The organism is Faecalibacter bovis (assembly GCF_017948305.1).
Classification (GTDB): domain Bacteria; phylum Bacteroidota; class Bacteroidia; order Flavobacteriales; family Weeksellaceae; genus Empedobacter; species Empedobacter bovis.
Genome location: NZ_CP072842.1, coordinates 255,207 through 276,888, shown reverse-complemented (window position 1 = coordinate 276,888; position 21,682 = coordinate 255,207). Strand labels below are relative to the sequence as shown.

Below are 21,682 nucleotides of genomic sequence, written 5' to 3'. Positions count from 1 at the left end.
TATTTATTTAATGAATTACAAAAGTATGATAAAATTTAGTCAAAATAAAAGAGAAATAATCATTTTATGATGCTAAAGTTTTAGCTAAAGTAAAAAGTTTTTAACAAAAAAAAGGGTTAAACAATTTTTTAACCCTTTTTTAAGTTTTTAATTTATTTTTATATCGAAAGGTAGTCGCGCTTGAACTCCTTTTTGTTGATTCATCTTTTTAAGATTTGAATAGATTTTTGCAGCATCTGTTCCTAACTCTTCTCTGATTTTAGAATCGATGTTATTACCTTGAATTTTTTCCATCAATTCTTCAATACTCTCTTTTCTTTTTGGGAAAGATTCTGTACTATAATTTTCTATTTTACTCAATTTTGCTGCTTCTTTAATAGCTTCGTTTAAACCACCAAAATCATCAATTAAACCAATTTGTTTTGCACTGGTTCCAGACCAAACACGTCCGCCACCAATTTTATTAACTTGATCAAAAGTCATTTTTCTATTACGCGCAACATGGTTTACAAACTTTTCATAGATCAATACTACAGATTTATTCATCAACTTTTCAGCATCTGTAGATAATGGATTAAAAACTGATTTTAATTGATCTGCGTTCGCATTAGTTTTAACTCCGTCAGTTGTAATTCCAATATTATTAACTAATTCTTTAGCATTTGGAATCATTCCGAAAACACCAATAGAACCTGTAATAGTATTTGGTTGAGCAAAAATTTTGTCCGAATCCTGAGCGATGTAATAACCACCAGAAGCTGCAACATCACCAAATGAAACGACAATTGGCATTTTCTTTTTTAATCTTCTTAATTCGAATAAAATTTCTTCTGAAGCATTTGCACTTCCTCCAGGTGAGTTTACGCGTAAAACTAAAGCTTTGATATTTTTACTTTTCTCAATTTCTCGAATAGCTTTTACATATGTTTTAGACTGAATACCGTCAAATCCATCTCCTTCAGTAATTTCTCCGGATGCATATAAGATTGCAATTTTATCTGAATTAGAATCTTCTGTTAAAGTATTGAAGTATTTTTCGATGCTGATTGTATGTTTAGCTAAAATCTCATTGTTAGTTTTTCCACTTTTAGATGTAAGATTTAGTTTTTTAAATAAAATATCTTCATATTCTGCTTCATGAATAATTTTATCATAAATTTTATGTTTTAAACCAACTTCAGGGATATAAGAATATAGACTATCTGTAATGGTTTGAAAATTAACAGGGCTTATTTTTCTTGATTTTGCCATATCATTTGAAAGGTTATTCCAAATGTCACCTAAAAGTGAATTTAATTGAATCTTATTTTCATCAGATAAATCTGTTCTAAAAAATGGTTCAACCGCACTTTTAAATTCGCCATAACGAATCACTTGGAAATCTACACCATATTTATCACCAGCATTTTTATAAAACATAACTTCAGAACTCATTCCTTGTAACAAAGTTCCTCCCAATGGATTTTGGTAAACAGAATCTGCTACAGAATTTATGTAATATGATAATTGAGATGAATTATTTGCATAAGCATAAACAAATTTCCCAGATGTTTTAAAGTCTTCTAAGGCTTTTCGTATGTCACTTGCCTGAGTTAATCCACCGTTGAAAGATTCGATCTTTAAACTTATACCTTTAATATTATCATCAGTTTTAGCACTTTCAATTGCTTTTAGGATATTGTTTAAATAAAATTTTGATGGTGTGGATAAATCAAATATTGATACTTCATTATCCATATCACTTTCTAAGATTGCCTCATCAAGAGTTAATTCTAATACAGATCCTTCTTTTACAGAAGTTGTTGGAGCTGTAATTGATGAAATTATAATTAATAGAAAAAGTAGTATTCCGAAAATACTAATTGTTGCAATGTTACCTACAATTGTAGATAATACTCTACCTAAAAAACTTTTCATTTAGTCTAAATATGTAATTTTGTATATATGTCGAATAATATAGTCATTTTGTTACTGGGAACAAATCTTGGAGACAAAAATAATAATTTAGAAATAGCAAAAAGCTTGATAAATAAAGAAGTTGGTGAAATTATAAAAGTTTCAAATATTTTAGAAAATGAAGCAGTAGGTTTCACAAGTAACAATACGTTCTTAAATCAGAAAGTAGAAGTCATCACATCTTTATCGCCAATAAAAGTATTAGATACTGTAAAAAATATCGAAAATTTAATGGGCAGAATCTATACACAACCAATGGAAGGAGAAAAATATGTTGATCGTTTAATAGATGTTGATATTTTGCGCTATAACAATATGTTGTTTATTTCTGACAGGTTAAATATCCCTCATCATCAGAACTTTACAAGAGGATTTGTAAAAGAATTAATCTTTATTTAAGATTTTGTTAGAATATTTTATTATTTTTGTGCAATGATTCCAATTAATTTATTGTGTAAATAATTATAACCTATGAAAAAATATTTATTGACTTTCTCATTTCTGAGTCTTTTTTCTGTCGCATTCGGACAGGAAACTGATCAGAAAAAGCATTTCACGAATGAAGATAGAAAATTCAACGATTGGTCTGTTTCTGTTTATGGTGGAGGAAATTTATTACAGAATTCAGATTTAACTAGCTGGTCTGGAGGATGGTTTACCCCAGGATACGACTTACAATTCCAAGTTAACAAACAAATCACTCACGCTTTTGGTTTATCTTTACAATACCAATATGGTAATACAAGACAAAAAGGTTTAGTAGATGATATGTACATCTCAAATTACAGAGGATACGTTTGGGGAAAAACAGAATATCAAGGAATCTCTGTATTAGGAGATTTAAATATATCTAGTTTGTGGAGAAGAGCAGATAATACTTCTAAGTATTTATGGTCACTTCACGGATATGCAGGTGTAGGTATTTTAGCTTACGAAGCTACTAGAAACAATTATAACGGAAGTGGTAATAACTTCATTACTGTAACAGATCAAAAATTATCAGACAAATCAGTTTATTCTCAAATTGGTGCCGGTTTACGTCACAAAGTTTCAAATCGTATCGATTTAGAATTAAAAGCAATGTATGTAATGTCTGGTGACGAAGAATTTGATGCATCAGGAAAACCTTGGCCAGGATATTGGTCAGCTGCTGATATTGAAGAAGGTCGTGACGATAACATGTTAACTTTATCATTAGGTTTACACTTTAAAATTGGTAAACATCCTGAAGCTTTACAATGGTCTTCACCTTTAAGTGGTGGTGCTGGTTTAGGTTTATCAGACAATACTTTATTTGAATGTGTTGATGCAGATGGTGACGGTGTTTGTGATCAATGGGATAGATGTTTAGACACTCCTGCTGGTGTAAGAGTTGATGGTTCAGGTTGTTCATTAGATTCTGACGGTGATGGTGTTCCAGATTCAGAAGATAAATGTCCAACAATTCCTGGTCCTCCAACAAACGGTGGTTGTCCAGAGAAATTAGTACAAATTTCTGGTGATGAAGTTGCAATCTTAGTTTCATCTGCGTTAGAAGGTGTAGAATTTGATTATGATTCAGATCGTATCCGCGAAGTTTCTTACGGAAAATTAGATAATGCTGCTGAAGTTTTAAAAGCTAATCCTAACTACAAATTCTATGTAGAAGGTCATACAGATGCTGCTGGTGGTGTTGAGTACAACCAAAAATTATCTGAAAGACGTGCTGCTTCTGTAATTAGATACTTATCAAACAAAGGAGTTAACACTGCTAATTTAACTGCAGTTGGAAAAGGAAAATCTGAATTAAAACACGTAGAGTGTAATCCAGTGACTAACTGTCCAGCTTGGAAAAACTTAGAAAACAGACGAGTTATTTTTAAAGAAATTAAATAATCTTGTTATCACATAATAAAAAGCCTGAAGAAATATCTTCAGGCTTTTTTTATTACTTATTTTTTTTAAGATTTATGCTTAACGAATAAATCCTTCATACCATTTCCATAAAATAATTCCTGTACAAACAGAAACGTTTAAAGAATGTTTTGTTCCAGATTGTGGAATTTCAATACAAGTATCACATTGATCTATGATTGTTTGTTGTACTCCATCCACTTCATTACCCATCACAATAACATATTTTTGAGTCGGATCAACATCAAATTCATTTAGTAAAACAGAACCTTCAGTTTGTTCGATAGTTACAATCTTATAACCATCTTCCTTAAGTTTAGAAACCAACTCATTCGAATCTTGTACATATTCCCAATCAACTGAATTTTCAGCTCCAATTGCTGTTTTATGAATTTCTTTGTGCGGAGGTGTTGCAGTAATTCCACATAAATAAATTTTTTCAATTAAGAAGGCATCAGAAGTTCTAAATACTGCACCAACATTGTGCATACTTCTTACATTGTCCAAAACAACTACTATCGGATGTTTTTCAATCTCTTTATATTCTTCGGCCGAAACACGACCTAATTCGTCTAATTTAAGTTTTCTCATCACTTCGAATTTAATTAACTTAGCCTTTCTAAAAGCATTATAATTGGCAAAAGTAATAAAGAATAAGGAAACTCCTCTAATGAAACAATATAACGCGATCAAGGCTAAATATCCTGACGCGCTTTTATTATTCAGAGTGGGTGATTTTTATGAGACATTTGGACAAGACGCAATAAAAAGTTCTCGCATTTTAGATATTGTTTTAACCAAAAGAGCGAATGGTTCTGAAAATAGCGAATTAGCTGGTTTTCCTCATCATTCGTTAAATACTTATTTACCAAAATTGATAAAGGCAGGTTTGCGTGTAGCAATTTGCGATCAATTAGAAGATCCTAAAATGGTGAAAGGAATCGTGAAGCGTGGTGTTACGGAATTGGTTACGCCAGGAGTCGCTTTACAAGATGAGGTTCTTTCATCAAAATCAAATAATTTTTTGATGGCTGTTCATCAAGGTGAAAAATCTTTCGGTATTGCATTATTAGATGTTTCAACTGGAGAATTTTTAGCTTCGGAAGGTACAGAAGATCATGTGTCAAAAATTATTCAATCTTTTCGTCCAAGTGAAGTGATTTACCAAAAACGTGTGAAATATAATTTTTCAGATGTTAAAAGTAAATTTTTGTTAGATGATTGGGCTTTTCAGTACGATTATGCAATGGATAAATTAACAAGTCTTTTTAAAACTAAAAATTTAAAAGGATTTGGAATTGAAAATTTAAAAGAAGGAATAATTTCAGCTGGTGCAATTTTAGCTTATTTAGATGAAACGCATCATTTCAATATTCAACATATAACATCTATCCAAAGATTAAGTCAGGATAACTTCGTTTGGATGGATCCATTTACTATTCGAAATTTAGAGTTAGTATATTCTCCGCATCCAAAAGGTGTAACGCTTTTAAATATTTTAGATGATACAGCAACTCCAATGGGTGCGCGTCTATTAAACCGTTGGATGGTGATGGTTCTTAAAGATTTGAAAGCAATTCAAAAGCGTCAAAATATTGTTGAATATTTTTATAAAAATCCTGACGTTCGCTACGAATTACGAGAAAAATTAGGTCAATTAACGGACTTAGAACGTTTGGCTGGAAAAGTATCGACGAATAAAATTACTCCTCGTCAATTATTACAGTTAGGTCAAAGTTTAGAAATTTCTAAAGAAATTAAAGAAATAGCATTAAATTCTAACATCAAAGAAATCTCTGATTTATTCCTTAAAATTGAAAATTTAGATCAATTAACTCAAAAGATTTTTGATTCTTTATCAGATGAACCACCTCATCAAATAGTAAAAGGTAATGTAATTCGTGAAGGTGTTTCTGAGGAGTTAGATAAATTACGTAAAATCCAATTTTCTGGTAAAGATTATTTGGATCAAATGTGTCAGCGCGAAACAGAGCGTACGGGGATTTCTTCCTTAAAAATAGCATTTAATAATGTTTTCGGATATTATATCGAAGTAAGAAATACACACAAAGATAAAGTTCCCGAAGAATGGATTCGTAAGCAGACATTAGTCAATGCAGAACGTTACATTACGGAAGAATTAAAAGAATACGAAACACAAATTTTAGGTGCAGAAGAAAAAATTCTTGCGATAGAAAATCAATTATTTTCTGATTTAATTCAAGAAATAATTACCAAATTATTACCAATTCAGCAGACAGCTAAAGCAATCGCATTTTTAGATGTATTGTCTACTTTTGCTGAAATTGCAGAAAAAAATTCTTATACAAAACCTATTTTAAACGATGGTTTTGATTTAAAAATTAAAGAAGGTCGTCATGCTGTGATTGAACAACAATTACCTCTTGGCGAGCAATATGTTTCTAATAATGTAGAACTGAATCAGATTGATCAACAAATTATCATGATTACTGGTCCTAATATGTCTGGTAAATCTGCATTATTAAGACAAACCGCTTTAATAGTTTTGATGGCTCAGATGGGAAGTTTTGTTCCAGCGGCCTCTGCAGAGATAGGAATAATAGACAAAGTTTTTACTCGTGTTGGTGCTTCTGATAATATATCTTCTGGCGAATCAACATTTATGGTTGAAATGAATGAAACTTCAAGCATATTAAATAATATTTCGGAACGAAGTTTGATTCTGTTGGATGAAATTGGCCGTGGTACTTCAACTTATGATGGTATTTCAATAGCCTGGGCAATTGCAGAGTTCTTACATCAAAACAATATGAAGCCAAAGACCTTGTTTGCTACGCATTATCATGAATTAAATGAAATGACAAAGTCGATGGAACGTATCAAAAATTTTAATGTAAGTATTAAGGAAACTAATGATACGATCTTATTCTTAAGAAAATTAGTTCCAGGTGGAAGTGAACATAGTTTTGGTATTCATGTAGCTAAAATGGCTGGAATGCCAAAAGTTGTTGTAAATCGTGCCAATGAAGTTTTGAAAGTATTGGAACAATCTAAATCTGATGAAGCAATTTCTAACAAAACTGAAAAAATTACGCAGGATAACATGCAATTAAGTTTTTTTCAGTTAGATGATCCAATATTAGAATCTATTCGTGATGAAATTATGAATATAGATGTCAATACTTTAACACCAGTAGAGGCATTAATGAAGTTAAATGAAATTAAAAAGAAATTAGGTAAATAGAACTATGAAAAAATTACTATTAGCAGTTGGTATGATCGGATTTATATCTGCTTGTACTACAAATGCAGTAACAGGTAGAAAAGGAATTAATGTGGTTTCCAACGCCCAAATTTTCCCTCAATCTTTTGCGCAATATCAAGAAGTTTTAAAATCAGCTCAAGTTGAGACAGGAACAGCTAATGCTAAATTAGTTCAAACTGTTGGTGAACGCATCAAATATGCAGCTGATAAATACTATGCTGAAAAAGGCTTATCAGCTCAGTTAGATGGTTACCAATGGGAATTTAAATTATTAAAAGCTAACGAAGTAAATGCTTGGTGTATGCCAGGTGGAAAAGTGGCTGTTTACACAGGGATTTTACCAATTACTAAAAATACTGACGGATTAGCTGTAGTTATGGGCCACGAAATTGGTCACGCTTTAGCGAATCACTCTGCCGAGCAAATGTCACGTCAATATGTTTTAGGTGGAATTGGATCAGTAGTTGGATCGGCTGCAGGAAATACTAGTTGGGGAACTGCATTCGAACAATATTATCCAGTAGTAGGTCAAGTTGGTTTACTATCATATTCGCGTAAAATGGAATTAGATGCGGATGTTACAGGTTTATATTTAATGGCGATGGCAGGATATAATCCAAATGAAGCGATTCCATTCTGGGAAAGAATGTCAGCTGCAGGAAGTGGAGGTACAGTTGAATTTTTAAGTACTCACCCTTCTGATGCAACACGTATTGCTAAAATTAAAGAAGCTTTACCGACAGCAATGGCATACTATAATGCAAGTCCATATAAGGGAAAATAAGAATATATTTTATTCATAGCGAAACAATAAAAGGATTAATTTGATAAATTAATCCTTTTTTATTATTTTTATTTTAAACCACAAAATAAAAAAATGAATAAATTAAGAATTTCTTCTTTCTCTGATTACAAGAAGCAATACAAAGAAAGTATTGAAAATCCTGAAAAATTTTGGGATAGTGTTGCTGAACAATTTGTTTGGAAAAAGAGATGGGACAAAACATTAGAATTTGATTTTTCAAAACCTGAATTTAAATGGTTTCAAGGTGGAAAATTAAACATGACTGAAAATGTTTTAGATCGTCATCTGGTAAAAAATGGTAATAAAACTGCGATTATTTGGGAACCTAATAATCCATTAGAAGAAACAAGAATCATTACTTATAAACAATTGCATGCAAAAGTTTGTCAGTTTGCAAATGTGTTAAAGCGTAATGGCGTACAAAAAGGTGATCGTGTTTGTATTTATATGCCTATGATTCCTGAATTAGCTATCGCTATGTTGGCGTGTGCGCGTATTGGTGCGGTACATTCAATAGTTTTTGCTGGTTTTTCTTCTTCAGCAATAGCTTCTCGTATTAATGATGCACAATGTAAATTAATTGTTACAGCTAATGAAGTATATCGTGGTGATAAGCCTATCAATTTAAAATCAATTGTTGATGAAGCGTTAAAGGATTGTCCTTCTATTCAAACTTGTATTGTTTATCGTCGTGCAATTGAGCCTACGATGATGGTTGGTGGTCGTGATCGTTTTTGGATTGATGAAATGTCCAAAGTTGATGCAGATTGTCCCGCAACAGAAATGGATGCCGAGGATCCTTTATTTATTTTATATACGTCTGGTTCTACAGGAAAACCAAAAGGAATGGTTCATACAACTGGAGGGTATTTAGTCCAAACGGCTTATTCTTTCGATAATATTTTCCAAATGTCAAAAGACGATATTTATTGGTGTACGGCTGATATTGGTTGGATTACTGGACATTCTTATATTATTTATGGACCATTAGCGTGTGGAGCAACAACGGTTATGTTTGAAGGTATTCCGAGTTATCCCGATTTTGGACGTTTTTGGGAAATAGTCGAAAAATTAAAAATCACACATTTTTATACAGCTCCAACTGCTATCCGTTCTTTAGCAAAAGAATCCTTAGAATTTGTAGAAAAATATGATTTATCAAGTTTAAAAGTTTTAGGATCAGTTGGTGAGCCAATCAATCAAGAAGCATGGCATTGGTATAATGATTATATCGGAAAAGGAAATTGTCCGATCGTTGATACTTGGTGGCAAACCGAAACAGGTGCAATTATGATTTCTCCTTTAGCTGGTATTACTTCAACTAGACCAACTTTTGCAACATTACCTTTACCAGGAATTCAACCCGTTTTAATGGATGGAAATGGAAAAGAAATTGAAAATGGTTCTGAAAAAGCTGAAGGTCGTTTAGCGATTAAATTCCCTTGGCCGTCTATGGCAAGAACTGTTTATGGTGATCATCAGCGTTATAAGGATACGTATTTTTCAACGTTTGAAAATGCTTATTTCACTGGTGATGGAGCTTATCGTGATGCGATGGGTTATTACAGAATTACAGGTCGTGTAGATGATGTAGTTATTGTTTCTGGTCATAATTTAGGAACTGCACCTATTGAAAATGCAATTAATGAACATGAAGCAGTTGTTGAAAGTGCTGTTGTCGGTTTCCCTCATGATATCAAAGGAAATGCTTTATATGCTTACGTGATTCTGTATGATAGTTATCAACCATCTGAAGATTTGGTAAAACAAATTAAAGATGAGGTTTCAAAATCAATTGGAGCAATAGCAAAACCAGATAAAATCCAGTTTGTAAAAGGTTTACCTAAGACACGAAGCGGAAAAATAATGCGTCGTATTTTACGTAAAATTGCTGCAGGAGAATCAGATTTTGGTGATATTTCAACATTACTTAATCCAGAAATTGTTCGTGTTATACAGGAAGAAAAAGTATAACAATCGAAATAGAATAAATTTCAAACCAAAAAGCATTACTCAATAAGTAATGCTTTTTTGGTTTTATTTTTTGTAATTTAGGAACTTAAACGTTTAGCTAAAACTATATGAACCAAAATTTATCTAAAATTATATTTCTACTGTTATTAATTTGTTGTCAAAATATTTTTGCTCAGACTTTAGAACTTAAAGTTGTAAAAGATAATAATGGAAGTCATGTTAGTTTTAAAGAAGTGAAATCTGATTCAAGTTCCTTAGATTTAAATGATTTAGACGCTTTTGATATGGAAAATTATAAAAAGCAGATTATAAATGTATTAGATTACGAAATTCTTCAAAAAAATATTATTGGTAAATGGAAACTTATTTCTAATGTATCTATTACAGGCGAAGAAAGTTTAATGTCTACAATTTCTGAAATGACATTTCATTCAAATAATTCTTGGGAAAATATTTCAGATAAAAAGAACATCTTAAGAGGTAATTGGGAAATTAAGCAAGAAGATTTTGGAAATTTACTGATTACTTTAGATAATTCTCAACCTCTACCTTTCACCAAAAAAATGAAAAAAGAATGGATAAAAATTCATGGTATAGAAGTCTTTAATGAATTATTTAGTGAAGAAAATAGAAAAAAAATACAACTTCTTGTCCAGGGAATTACAGAGAATAAATTAGTCTTAGTAAGTTTTGAACCTTATGAAAATGATAATAATGAAATTACTAATAAATTAATTTATCAGACATATATAAAAGTTTATTAATTACAATTAAAATGCAATTTTTCTCATTGAAACTCTTTCGATATAGCCATAGTTTGTAGCATTTTTTTTATTTTTGTAGACTTTTTTAGACGGAATGATCAATATCTCACCAATTTTAGAAACATATTTAGATAACCACACCAATCAAGAACCTGAAATTTTATCACGTTTACGTGTTGAAACTTATCAATGTACAACACAACCACACATGATTTCGGGAGAATATCAAGGTCGATTATTGAGTTTGTTATCGAAAATTTTATTTCCTAAAACAATTTTAGAGTTAGGAACTTTTACAGGTTATGCAACTTTATGTTTGGCAGAAGGTTTAGTAGAAGGTGGGAAAATCATTACGATGGATAAAAATGATGAGTTAGAATATTTATGTCGTAAATATTTTGATGAATCTGATTATGCTGATAAAATTGACTTTCGCGTAAATGATGCACGAATAGAGTTAAATACAATTGAACCAAATTCTGTAGATTTAGCTTTTATTGATGCAGATAAAGAATCATATCCTTATTATTTTGAAAAAGTTTTAGAGTTGTTGCGTCCTGGCGGAGTAATGTTAGTAGATAATGTGCTTTGGTATGGAAAAGTGATGATGGAAGAAGAAGATAAAAAGGATCCTTCGACTAAAATTCTAAAAGAGTTTAATAACTTTGTAGCTGCTGATGAACGTGTAGAATCTTTGATTTTACCTATTCGTGATGGTATAACTTTAATACGAAAGAAGTAATGAAGTATGCAATCTGTCAAGTAAGTGTTTCGCCTTTGCGTGCTGCAGCTTCTGATTCTTCGGAAATGGTTTCTCAAGTTTTATTTGGTGAAAAAGTTGAGATTTTAGAAGAACAAGAAAAATGGTCAAAAATCCGATTAGCTTACGATGCGTATGAAGGTTGGGTTGATCCTAAACAATACTTAGAAGTTACAGAAGAGGAGTATAATCAGGATTTAGCTGAAAAATTTGCAATCAATGCATACAATCAAGCATCAGAAAATGGTTTACCTTTTACGCTAACTTTAGGTGCTGAATTGCGTGCCTTGAAGGAAAATAAAATCAGAATAGGAGAGAAGTGTTTTGAATATTATGGTGTTTATACTTCGAATAAAAAATCGAAAGAACAATTAGTAGAATTGGCTAAATTGTATTTAAACGTTCCGTATTTATGGGGCGGAAAGTCAACTTTTGGGATTGATTGTTCTGGTTTAACACAACAAGTTTATAAACTTGGGGGATACGAGTTGCCTCGTGATGCTTATCAACAAGCAGAATTAGGAGAAGTATTAAGTTTCGTGGAAGAAGCAGAACCAGGTGATTTAGCTTTTTTTGATAATGCTGATGGTAAAATTATTCATGTCGGAATTATTTTAGGAGATTATAAAATTATTCATGCTCATGGAAAAGTAAGAATTGATCCATTTGATTCTAACGGAATTTTCAATACTGATTTACAAAAGTATTCGCATAAATTACGATTCATAAAAAAAATTATATAATAAAAAATCCACTTCAAACGAAGTGGATTTTTTTTATTTTACTATTTTGGATTCCCAGCCATCATATTCTCCTTCGTGTGTCTTAGCTAAATTCATCAATTCTATTGTGATATCATTTATATTTTTCCAATCCAAGAAATCACTCCTTGAAATGGTTAAAGAATAAGGATAATCGCCTAAATTTTTATCATAATTTTCAGCAATCACATTAAAATTATAAGATTTAATATCCGCTTTAAACTTAGTTCGATGAGCTGTTGATTTAAAATAAATCCAATGAGAAATTTCTCTTTCTTTACTTAAATCGTCACCTTGTTCCTCGATAAAAGTAATTAAATCTAAATTCTGAATCATTTGAATTTCATATTCATCAGGATATAAAAAATTTAAATAATGATTCCAATCTTTATCATTTACTAAAGTAATATCAAGGGAATAACTCGAAATAGAAGATGTTAATTGCTGTTTAGTTTTAACTAAATTAAAATTTTTATTGGTGTAAAAATAAAAGATTCTATGTCCGTTTGCAGTTGTTCGTCCTGCGAAATAAATCAAATTATCAGCTAACAAAATAGCTAATAATTTATCTTCTAAATTAACTAAATCATCATGTTCATCATAGCTTGGTAAACCATCTTTTTGTGGATGTTTTAGCTTTATTTTTATTGCTAATAATTGATCAACTTCCGATACTGGAGCGATATTAATTAACTCTAAATCTAAAAAATTCGAGAATTCAATATCATCATATTTTGATATATAAAAACTCCAATTTTCTTCTTTTTGAATATTTTGAGCGAAACTATTTATCGATAATACACAAGAAAATAGAAGAATTAATATGCTTTGATTAATTAATTTCATACAAAACTTTTTCACCTTCAAAAGGTTTTATTGTAGAAATTAAAATTTCGTCTTCCATTGCATCTGAAGTTGTATATCGAATTCCAATTGCACAATCTTTTGAAGTGTTTTTATTGTAATGCACAAAAATTGTTTTTGAAGAATTTGCTTCAATATTTTCAATTTCAAAATTTTGGCAACCAGTTATAAAGATATTTTTTACAACACTATCCGAATTGTTTTTGATTACAATTTTTGAACTATTTATTAAACATAATCCGATGGCTGTAAAAATTGCGATACTTATAAGGGAAATTAAATTCCATAATAAAGTAGAACTTTTTTCTTTGCTTGTATGATTTTGTCTTTTCGCTGCAATAGCGCCACTTATCAAAATTGTAATAACGATAGCTGCAACTCCTAATCCAAAAAATAATCCACCCAAAGCGTATGAAATATCATAAGTAAAATAGTAAGTTGCTAAAAAGATTAACCCACTAATTATTGTTCCGATTGCAATTTTTTTTGCGATTCTTACATTGTTGTTATACATGTACATCATAAGGCGTAAGCTCTAATAAATTGATTTGTTTTTTCTAAAGTAAATTCTTTTTGTTCTTTGTGTGGATTGTGGCCGCAGTCTGAAATCAAGTAATCAATTACTTTTGATTTTACATTTGCTTTAATTTTTTCCACTTGTTTCATCGTGCCAAATTCATCATTTTCACCCTGAAAAATCAGCACAGGAGATTGAATATTTTGAATATTTTTCTCAATATTCCAATTTCTGTAATTTGGATTCAGCCAAGTTTCCATCCACATCTTAAACAACATTTCAGTTTTATCGTCATGATATTTAGACACACGTTCAATTAAATTTGTTGTTTCCAAGGCTTGTTTCGCTTCACGAATTCCTTGTAAAGTTTCTTCTTCAACAAATACATGAACACCTTCTACAATTGTAGCCAAAATATTTTCAGGATATTTAGCTGCATAATGTAATGCGATTGTTGCGCCGTCGCTGTGTCCAAAAAGTATTACTTTTTTTAAGTTTAACTTATTTATCAGTTGGGATATAACATCAGCACCTAATTCTAAATAATTAACGGGCCTTTCTGTAATAGAAAATGGAGATGAGTTGCCATGTCCTTCTCGGTCATACATCAATACATTACAATTGGTAATATTTCCTAAATTTTCGGGAAAGTCTCGCCACAATTTTACAGAACCTAAAGAATCGTGTAAAAAGACGATTGTTGGTAAATTATCATCTATAATATTATGTTGTATATGGTATGAAAGCCCATTGATTTCTATAAAATCAGTTTGTAACATTGGTTGTTATATTCTGGTGATTAAAGATATAAAAAAAGCCCAAATCAAGGTTTGATTTAGGCTTTATCTATTTTGAATAAAAATTATTTCAAGAAATTTTCAATAATTTTTAACGTTTCTTCTTTTGCAGTTTCTAAATCGTCATTTAATAAAATAATATCAAATTTAGGAGCAGTTTCCATTTCGATTCCAGCTTTATCGATACGTTGTTTTAATTTATCTTCACTTTCTGTATTACGAGAAATTAAACGTTCTTTTAAAATCTCTAACGAAGGAGGATTAACAAAAACTGTTAAACATTCATCACCGTAGATTTTTTTAATATTTAAAGCTCCAACCACATCAATATCAAAAATTACAGAGTTACCATCTTTAGTAATTCTTTCAACTTCTGACTTTAATGTTCCGTAAAAGTTATTGGTATAAACTTCTTCGTATTCTACAAACTCATCATTTGAGATTTTTGATTTAAATTCTTCAGGTGTAATGTAATAATAATCTTTACCATGTTCTTCACCATCTCTTTTCTCACGTGTTGTACAAGAAATAGAAAATTGGATATTTTCCATCGTTTCTAAAGCATGTTTTACTAACGTAGTTTTACCTGCTCCTGAAGGTGCCGAGAATACGATTAATTTTCCTTTAGTCATTTTAATATTATAAAACGTTTAATGATTGTTCTTTAATTTTTTCTAATTCATCTTTCATCTGAACTACAATTTTTTGCATTTCGGCATGATTAGATTTAGATCCTAACGTGTTAATTTCACGTCCAATTTCTTGTGAGATAAAACCTAATTTTTTTCCGTTAGATCCATCTTCGTTTAATTGTTGGATAAAATATTCGCAGTTATTTTTAAGACGAACTTTTTCTTCTGTAATGTCTAATTTCTCTAAGAAATAAATCATTTCTTGTTCGTAACGATTCTGATCAATCTCAACTTTTAAATCCTCTAATTTTTTACCAAATCGTTCTTTAATTGTATTAATACGCTCTCCTTCGAATGGCTCAACTTGCGACAATAGATTTAAAATATTTTCAACATAACCAACTAATTCTTTTTTAAGAACATTTCCTTCATCAATGCGGTATTGGTTTAAAGCTTCAATAGCTTCCAGAATTGTTGTACGGATTGATGACCATTCATCTTCCGATAAATCATCCTGTGAATAACTCATTACATCAGGCATACGCATAACAACCGGTAATAAATCTGCATCAGAAATTTCAGGTGTTATTTGTTTGAAATCAGTAATATATTGTTTGATAAGATCGTAGTTCAGTTTCTGTGTTCTAGCGGCAGGATTTAATTCGACTTGCATCGCAAAATCTACTTTACCACGCTGAATTTTTTCAGAAATTATGTTTCTAACTTCTAATTCTTTTTCACGGTAAAAAGAAGGTATCCTTGTGTTTAGATCTAAAGTTTTACTATTTAGGGAACGAACCTCTATTGTGATTTTTTTTTCTGGTAATTCTAAAACAGATTTACCATATCCTGTCATTGATGCGATCATAGAATCGAAATATTATAAGTTGTAAAATTACAATAATTATGTAGATTTAGAATGTTTATATAAATTTTTATCCTTCCGTTACATATGATGTGTAAATGAATAAAAAAAAGACCTTGAAAGGTCTTTTTGTAGGATTAATTTTTATGAATCAAATTTCCATTTTTCCAAACATAGTTTGGTTGAACTTGTCCTTGATAATAAATAATATTTTGAAATTCTGCGGTTGGGAAACTAATAAAATCTGCTTTTTTTCCTTTTTCTAAAGTTCCACGATCAGAAAGATTTAACGCCTTTGCTGCTCTAAAAGTAATGGCTGCTAAAACTTCAGCCATCGATAATTTTTCGAATGTTGCTAAAATAGAAGCTTGTGTTAATAAATCGCCCATTGGTGCTGAACCAGGATTCCAATCCGAAGCTATAGACACACAACAACCAGTGTCTAATAATTTGCGTGCCGGCGAATATTGCATTCCTAATCCTATAGATGCGCCAGGTAAAACAGTTGCTACCACATCTGAAAATGCTAATTCGTGAATTTCTTTTTCTCCAGAAAATTCTAAATGATCGGCACTTAAAGCGTTATATTTAATGGCTAATTTACTTCCTCCTGGTGTAAATTGATCGGCATGTACTGTAATTTCAAAACCTTGTTTTGTGGCTTCATTTAAAAAATAATCACCTTCTTCTACAGAAAATGCTGATTGTTCGACAAAAATATCTACACGATTTGTTAATTGCTTTTCTTTAATAATAGGAAAGACTTCGTTCACCAAAACTTCTAAATATTCTTGGTTTGTTCCTTGAAAATCTTTAGCCTTCATGTGAGCTCCAAGAAAAGTAGGAATTAAATCTATTTCACATTCTTGATTGGCTAAATTGATCCCTTCTAACATAGCAATTTCACCTTCGACCGAAAGTGCATAACCACTTTTAACTTCTGCTGTTGTTGTTCCTTTTTTCGCTAATATTTCGGCACGATTTAAAGTGATGTCTTTTAATTCATCGGCAGTTTTTGCTCTTGTCTGTGTAACAGTAGACCAAATTCCACCACCACTTTCAGCAATTTCTAAATAGGTTTTACCATTCAATCGCATCGCAAAATCTTTTGCTCTATTCCCACCAAAACAGATATGTGTATGAGAATCGATAAATCCAGGAAGAAGAACTTGATCCGTTTCGATTAAATCTAGTTCAACGTTAGGATGATTTTTTTTTAAATTTTCGAATTGATCTACCGCTAAAATTGTGTCATTATCTATTAAAATTCCACCTTCTTCAATAATTTCTAATTGTTCGTCTTTTAAAGCACCTTTAAGTGGTAAATTGGCTAGAGTAAGAATTTGTCGGAATGGACCTATGATTTTCATTTTGTGATTTTTGAGTATTTAGTAGTTAAAAATACAAATAAAAAACCTGCCGATAAAAGCAGGTTGAAAGTTTATTGTGAAACTAAAATAGTTTGTGTTAAGATTGGATCCTTTTTTAATTCGTAATTCGATACGATTTCATTTTTTTGAATTGAATCTAATATTGTCGCTTCTTCATTTACTATATTAAAGGCAGTTCCTTCAGGTTTTATTTCTTCTTTTGGTTTATTATCAAACTTGTAAGTAAAACCTATACCTAATGTTTGTTTAAGCTGTGTTTTCTTTATTTGATTTTCATCGTATAATAAGTTGACAGCAACTTGAGCAGAAATAAATTTATTGACAACAAAATCTAATTGTCCCCAATATGCAATATCCATATTTTGAGGTTTATCTAAATAATTTGCAAAAATTCCGATTCGGTTATCGTAAGAAATTCCTTCCATCACTTGGAATTTATATCGAGCGCCTAAATAAGCACCAAGTTCGAAAAATGAACTATCTCCATCATTTTTCAAACCATAATTCCCTGCATATTGTAAATCTTCGTCCATTACAAAAGTTACACGCGCAGTAAATGGATGAATATTAACTTGAAAATTATCGTTTGGTTTGTAATCAACCCCTAATCCAAAACTTAAATAACCTGGAGCCATAAAGTTTGAAATTTTCTTTTTAGGATCTAAACTATAATCATATCCAGATGTAAATTGTGTTTTGAAATTCATCGCAGCAGCTAAATACCAATTCTTTTTAAAATTGTATCCGTAAGATGAAGTTAAATCGATGATGTCGTTGTTTTTACGAGTTTCTTCGCCTTCGTTGGTTTGTACACCATATCCTAAAATGATACGATTGTCCCAAATATTTTTACCACGAGTTAGATTAAATTCATAATTCAAATTACCGTTTAAAGCAATAGAATTTACACCACCGGCCATCCAATTAGAAAATGCACTTTGTGAAAAAAGTAAAGCGTTATTTCCTGATATAAACCAACCTTCGGTACGGCCATCAAATTTTTGGTCTTTTAAATAGCGTTGGCTATCAGTAGCTACTTTACCATCTTTTACCGTTTGTGCAAAAGCGATTGAAGAAGCAATTAGCGTTAAGGTTAATATTGTTTTTTTTATAGTTGGGTTGATTTTAAAATTCATCTAAAATAGTTTCTGATTTTAAATAATTTGAAGATTCATCCACTTCATCTTTTTCAAAAATCTTCTGATATTTTTTCATATCAAGTGGTTTTTGAATAATGATTAATGGAGATGTATCAAATTGTGTGATTGGTTGTATATATTCTTTTTTATTACGTTTTTTCTTATCGTTTTTCTTCGTGCTATCAAACTTGTAAGTTAATCCAACACCTAATGTTTGTTTAAACTGTGTTTTCTTAATTTGATCTTCGTCATACGCAAGATTTAGAGTTAATTGGGTTGACATAAAGTTATTAATTTTCATGTTTAAAACTCCAGAATACACTAAATCTATATTTAATGGTTTATGAGAATAATTGGAAAATAACCCGATATTATTATCGTAGGTCACATTTTCAAAAAGTTTAAATTTATATCTAGCACCAATATATGCACCAATTTCAAAATACAAAGCTTCATCATCTTCACGCAAACCGTAACTTCCTTTTTTCTGTAAATCTTTATCTAAAACTATTGTAGTTCTTGAGGTAATTGGATGTATGCTTAAAGAAAAATCTGCTGTAGGATTGTAATTTGCTCCGACTCCGACTGTTAAATAGGCAGGAGCAAAAAGATTAGATTTCTTCGTTTTTGGTGTCGTTCCGAAATCATAACCAGGTGCAAACTGAGATCGTAAATTAACGGATGAAGTTAAATACCAACTTTTTTTCCATAAATAACCATACGATGAAGTGATGTTGATATTATCAGTAGTTTTTCTTGTTCCGTTTGTTTTGTTATCAAGAAAACCGTATTCCATAATGATACGATTGTCCCACATATTCCTCTTTTTACGATAATTTAATTCGTAATCGACTTTAGCAATAAATGAAACCGAATTTTCACCTCCAGCAATCCAATTAGAAAAAGTGTTTTGATTAACAGTTAATGTATTTGTTCCGTAGATTTCCCAACCAGACTTTCTGCCAGTTGTATCAACTTTCGATTTTAGAAACTTTCTACCATCAATAATTAGATTACCGTTTGTATCTAAAAATTGGGCAGAAGTAAATACTGATATGAAGATGAATAGTATTGAAATAAAAAATCTCATTCAAAAAAAAATATCTTTGTTTAAAATCGAATAATTTCAAACAAAGATATTTAATATTTTTACTTAAGTCTTTTAAACACTTAATTATTTTGCCATCCTTTGAACCATTTAACTAAAGTATCAATCCAATCCTGACGATCATTTAAACAAGGAATATAAGTAAATTTTTCGCCTCCAGCTTCTAAAAATTCTTCTTTACCTTCCATCGAAATTTCTTCCAAAGTTTCTAAACAATCTGCTACGAATGCTGGTGTGCAAACAGCTATATTTTTTACACCATTGTGTTTAGGAAACAATTCTAAAGTTTCATCTGTATATGGTTTAATCCAAGGATCTCGACCTAAACGAGATTGGAAAGAAGTGTAATATTTATCTTCTGGTAATTGTAAATATTCTGCAACTAAACGTGATGTTTCTATACACTGATTGCGATAAGTCTCAATCGGTAAACCACTTTTACTTGCAGCTTTTAAAGCTTTTTTGTCATGTCGTTCTGGAATTCCATGGTAAGAAAATAATAATTTATCGTAATCTTCAGGTAAATTTTCTTTTATAGAATCTCCTAAAACTTTAATGTAATCTGGGTGATTGTAGAAAGCTTTTATAAACTGAATATTTACATCATTGAATTTCTTTTTTTGAACTTCTAATACTTTATCAGCAACAGTTTCTGTTGTAGACATAGTATATTGTGGATATAATGGAACAACTAAAATATCTCGAACTCCTTGATCGTACAATTGTTGCATTCCAAATTCAATAGATGGATTTTTATATCTCATTGCTAATCCAACAGGAATATCCATGTGTTCTTGAACTTTTTGTTGTAATATTTTAGAATATACGATTAAAGGAGAGCCTTCATCAGTCCATATTTTTTTGTATGCTTCAGCAGAATTTATTGGTCTTTTAGGTAAGATAAATAATTCAACAATCATTTTACGGATAAGCCAAGGAGTATCAATCACTTTCCCATCCATTAAAAATTCTCGTAAATAAGTTCTTACATCTTCAACATTAGTAGAATCTGGCGAACCAAGATTCACTAATAATATTCCTTTACTCATAATTTATTTTTATCTAAAAAAATATTGCGTTCTTTGTAGTCGTAAAACTACGAAGGAATAATTAAATTCTGTCGTAAACGGTTATCATTATAATTTATATCATTATTTATGTCTGATCTATTAAATCCAGATAAAGAATTTTATCCTGATGATGATTTAAACCACGAAAATACCGTCCGTCCTCAAAGTTTTGATGATTTTGCAGGACAAGGGCATATTTTAGAAAATTTAGAAGTGTTTGTAAAAGCATCTAAATTACGTGGTGAAGCATTGGATCATGTCTTATTACACGGACCTCCAGGTTTAGGAAAAACAACTTTAGCCAATATTATAGCCAACGAATTAGGCGTTGGAATTAAAATAACTTCAGGTCCAGTTTTAGATAAGCCAAGTGATTTGGCTGGTTTATTAACAAACTTAGAAGAAAATGATGTGCTTTTCATCGACGAAATTCATCGTATGTCACCTGTTATTGAAGAATATTTATATTCGGCAATGGAGGATTTTAAAATTGATATAATGATTGATTCTGGTCCCAATGCACGTTCAATTCAAATCGGATTAAATCCTTTCACGTTGATTGGAGCAACCACGCGTTCTGGATTATTAACAGCACCACTACGAGCACGATTCGGAATTAATTTTCGCTTTGAATATTATAATGTAGAACTTTTAAGTTCTATTGTCGAACGTTCTTCAGGAATTTTAGGAGCACCAATTGATTTTGAAGCAGCAATAGAAATCGCAGGTCGTAGTCGTGGAACTCCTCGTATTGCGAATGCATTATTACGTCGTACACGAGATTTTGCACAAATCAAAGGAAATGGTAGAATTACAAAAGACATTGCAGATTTCAGCTTAAAAGCTTTAAAAGTTGATGATAATGGTTTGGACGAAATGGATAATAGAATCTTATCAACAATTATCGAAAAATTTAAAGGTGGTCCAGTCGGAATTACAACTTTAGCAACTGCGGTAGGAGAGAACGGAGGAACTTTAGAAGAAGTGTACGAACCTTATTTAATTCAGGAAGGTTATTTAATGCGTACTTCTCGTGGTCGTGTGGCAACAGAAAAAGCTTACAAGCATTTAGGAATTAATTATCGAGGACAAAATCCAATGCAAACGGATATTTTTGATTTATAATTAGAGATAAAATT

20 protein-coding genes are annotated in these 21,682 nt (G+C 30.8%); 9 read left to right on the top strand and 11 right to left on the bottom strand.

Going from position 1 to position 21,682, the window contains the following annotated elements; all coding sequences use genetic code 11:
• Positions 1-147: 147 nt before the first annotated feature.
• Complete coding sequence (sppA, locus tag J9309_RS01315) at positions 148-1,917, bottom strand: signal peptide peptidase SppA (RefSeq protein ID WP_230476655.1); 1,770 nt, start codon at positions 1,915-1,917, stop codon at positions 148-150.
• A 27-nt stretch (positions 1,918-1,944) separates the two neighbouring features.
• Here sppA and folK point away from each other — a divergent pair, with 27 nt between their 5' ends.
• Complete coding sequence (gene folK / locus J9309_RS01310) at positions 1,945-2,355, top strand: 2-amino-4-hydroxy-6-hydroxymethyldihydropteridine diphosphokinase (RefSeq protein ID WP_230476654.1); 411 nt, start codon at positions 1,945-1,947, stop codon at positions 2,353-2,355.
• A 72-nt stretch (positions 2,356-2,427) separates the two neighbouring features.
• Complete coding sequence (locus J9309_RS13610; protein WP_317192138.1) at positions 2,428-3,831, top strand: OmpA family protein; 1,404 nt, start codon at positions 2,428-2,430, stop codon at positions 3,829-3,831.
• A gap of 78 nt (positions 3,832-3,909) precedes the next feature.
• Here J9309_RS13610 and J9309_RS01300 read toward each other — a convergent pair whose 3' ends face one another.
• Entirely contained in the window at positions 3,910-4,440 is a 531-nt protein-coding gene (locus J9309_RS01300; protein ID WP_230476653.1) for an RNA methyltransferase, read from the bottom strand.
• A gap of 79 nt (positions 4,441-4,519) precedes the next feature.
• Between J9309_RS01300 and mutS the strand changes: the two genes are divergently transcribed.
• The 6 genes from mutS (at position 4,520) to J9309_RS01270 (ending at position 12,142) form a co-directional block, all read left to right on the top strand.
• Positions 4,520-7,075, top strand: a complete 2,556-nt coding sequence (mutS, locus tag J9309_RS01295; RefSeq protein ID WP_230476652.1) for a DNA mismatch repair protein MutS — start codon at positions 4,520-4,522, stop codon at positions 7,073-7,075.
• A 4-nt stretch (positions 7,076-7,079) separates the two neighbouring features.
• Positions 7,080-7,880, top strand: a complete 801-nt coding sequence (locus J9309_RS01290) for a M48 family metallopeptidase (RefSeq protein ID WP_230476651.1) — start codon at positions 7,080-7,082, stop codon at positions 7,878-7,880.
• A gap of 93 nt (positions 7,881-7,973) precedes the next feature.
• Positions 7,974-9,875, top strand: coding sequence for an acetate--CoA ligase (gene acs, locus J9309_RS01285; protein ID WP_230476650.1), 1,902 nt, complete (start codon positions 7,974-7,976; stop codon positions 9,873-9,875).
• A 107-nt stretch (positions 9,876-9,982) separates the two neighbouring features.
• On the top strand, positions 9,983-10,639 hold the full coding sequence (locus tag J9309_RS01280; protein ID WP_230476649.1) for a hypothetical protein: 657 nt from the start codon (positions 9,983-9,985) through the stop codon (positions 10,637-10,639).
• A 94-nt stretch (positions 10,640-10,733) separates the two neighbouring features.
• Positions 10,734-11,381 carry an O-methyltransferase gene (locus J9309_RS01275; RefSeq protein ID WP_230476648.1) on the top strand — a complete coding sequence of 216 codons (648 nt, stop codon included), beginning with the start codon at positions 10,734-10,736 and terminating at the stop codon, positions 11,379-11,381.
• Positions 11,381-12,142, top strand: a complete 762-nt coding sequence (locus tag J9309_RS01270) for a C40 family peptidase (RefSeq protein ID WP_230476647.1) — start codon at positions 11,381-11,383, stop codon at positions 12,140-12,142. Before J9309_RS01275 ends, J9309_RS01270 begins: the two co-directional genes overlap by 1 nt.
• 33 nt (positions 12,143-12,175) lie before the next feature.
• Here J9309_RS01270 and J9309_RS01265 read toward each other — a convergent pair whose 3' ends face one another.
• The 9 genes from J9309_RS01265 to hemH form a co-directional block, all read right to left on the bottom strand.
• Positions 12,176-13,006 (bottom strand): DUF695 domain-containing protein, encoded by an 831-nt coding sequence (locus tag J9309_RS01265; RefSeq protein ID WP_230476646.1) that lies wholly within the window; start codon positions 13,004-13,006, stop codon positions 12,176-12,178.
• Positions 12,993-13,547, bottom strand: a complete 555-nt coding sequence (locus J9309_RS01260) for a hypothetical protein (protein ID WP_230476645.1) — start codon at positions 13,545-13,547, stop codon at positions 12,993-12,995. Before J9309_RS01260 ends, J9309_RS01265 begins: the two co-directional genes overlap by 14 nt.
• Positions 13,544-14,320: an alpha/beta fold hydrolase gene (locus tag J9309_RS01255; protein ID WP_230476644.1), complete on the bottom strand. Its 777-nt coding sequence runs from the start codon at positions 14,318-14,320 to the stop codon at positions 13,544-13,546. Before J9309_RS01255 ends, J9309_RS01260 begins: the two co-directional genes overlap by 4 nt.
• 83 nt (positions 14,321-14,403) lie before the next feature.
• Positions 14,404-14,970, bottom strand: a complete 567-nt coding sequence (gmk, locus tag J9309_RS01250) for a guanylate kinase (RefSeq protein WP_230476643.1) — start codon at positions 14,968-14,970, stop codon at positions 14,404-14,406.
• Positions 14,971-14,977: 7 nt separating this feature from the next.
• The gene (locus tag J9309_RS01245) at positions 14,978-15,838 is read right to left on the bottom strand and encodes a YicC/YloC family endoribonuclease (RefSeq protein WP_230476642.1); all 861 of its coding nucleotides are present in this window, start codon (positions 15,836-15,838) and stop codon (positions 14,978-14,980) included.
• A gap of 134 nt (positions 15,839-15,972) precedes the next feature.
• The gene (gene hutI / locus J9309_RS01240) at positions 15,973-17,205 is read right to left on the bottom strand and encodes an imidazolonepropionase (RefSeq protein WP_230476641.1); all 1,233 of its coding nucleotides are present in this window, start codon (positions 17,203-17,205) and stop codon (positions 15,973-15,975) included.
• Between the two features lie 71 nt (positions 17,206-17,276).
• Entirely contained in the window at positions 17,277-18,362 is a 1,086-nt protein-coding gene (locus tag J9309_RS01235) for a DUF3078 domain-containing protein (RefSeq protein WP_230476640.1), read from the bottom strand.
• Complete coding sequence (locus tag J9309_RS01230) at positions 18,352-19,455, bottom strand: DUF3078 domain-containing protein (protein WP_230476639.1); 1,104 nt, start codon at positions 19,453-19,455, stop codon at positions 18,352-18,354. The genes J9309_RS01235 and J9309_RS01230 overlap by 11 nt, the downstream gene beginning before the upstream one ends.
• An 80-nt stretch (positions 19,456-19,535) precedes the next feature.
• On the bottom strand, positions 19,536-20,522 hold the full coding sequence (hemH, locus tag J9309_RS01225; protein ID WP_230476638.1) for a ferrochelatase: 987 nt from the start codon (positions 20,520-20,522) through the stop codon (positions 19,536-19,538).
• 108 nt (positions 20,523-20,630) lie between these two features.
• Between hemH and ruvB the strand changes: the two genes are divergently transcribed.
• Positions 20,631-21,668 (top strand): Holliday junction branch migration DNA helicase RuvB, encoded by a 1,038-nt coding sequence (ruvB, locus tag J9309_RS01220; RefSeq protein ID WP_230476637.1) that lies wholly within the window; start codon positions 20,631-20,633, stop codon positions 21,666-21,668.
• Positions 21,669-21,682 lie beyond the last annotated feature (14 nt).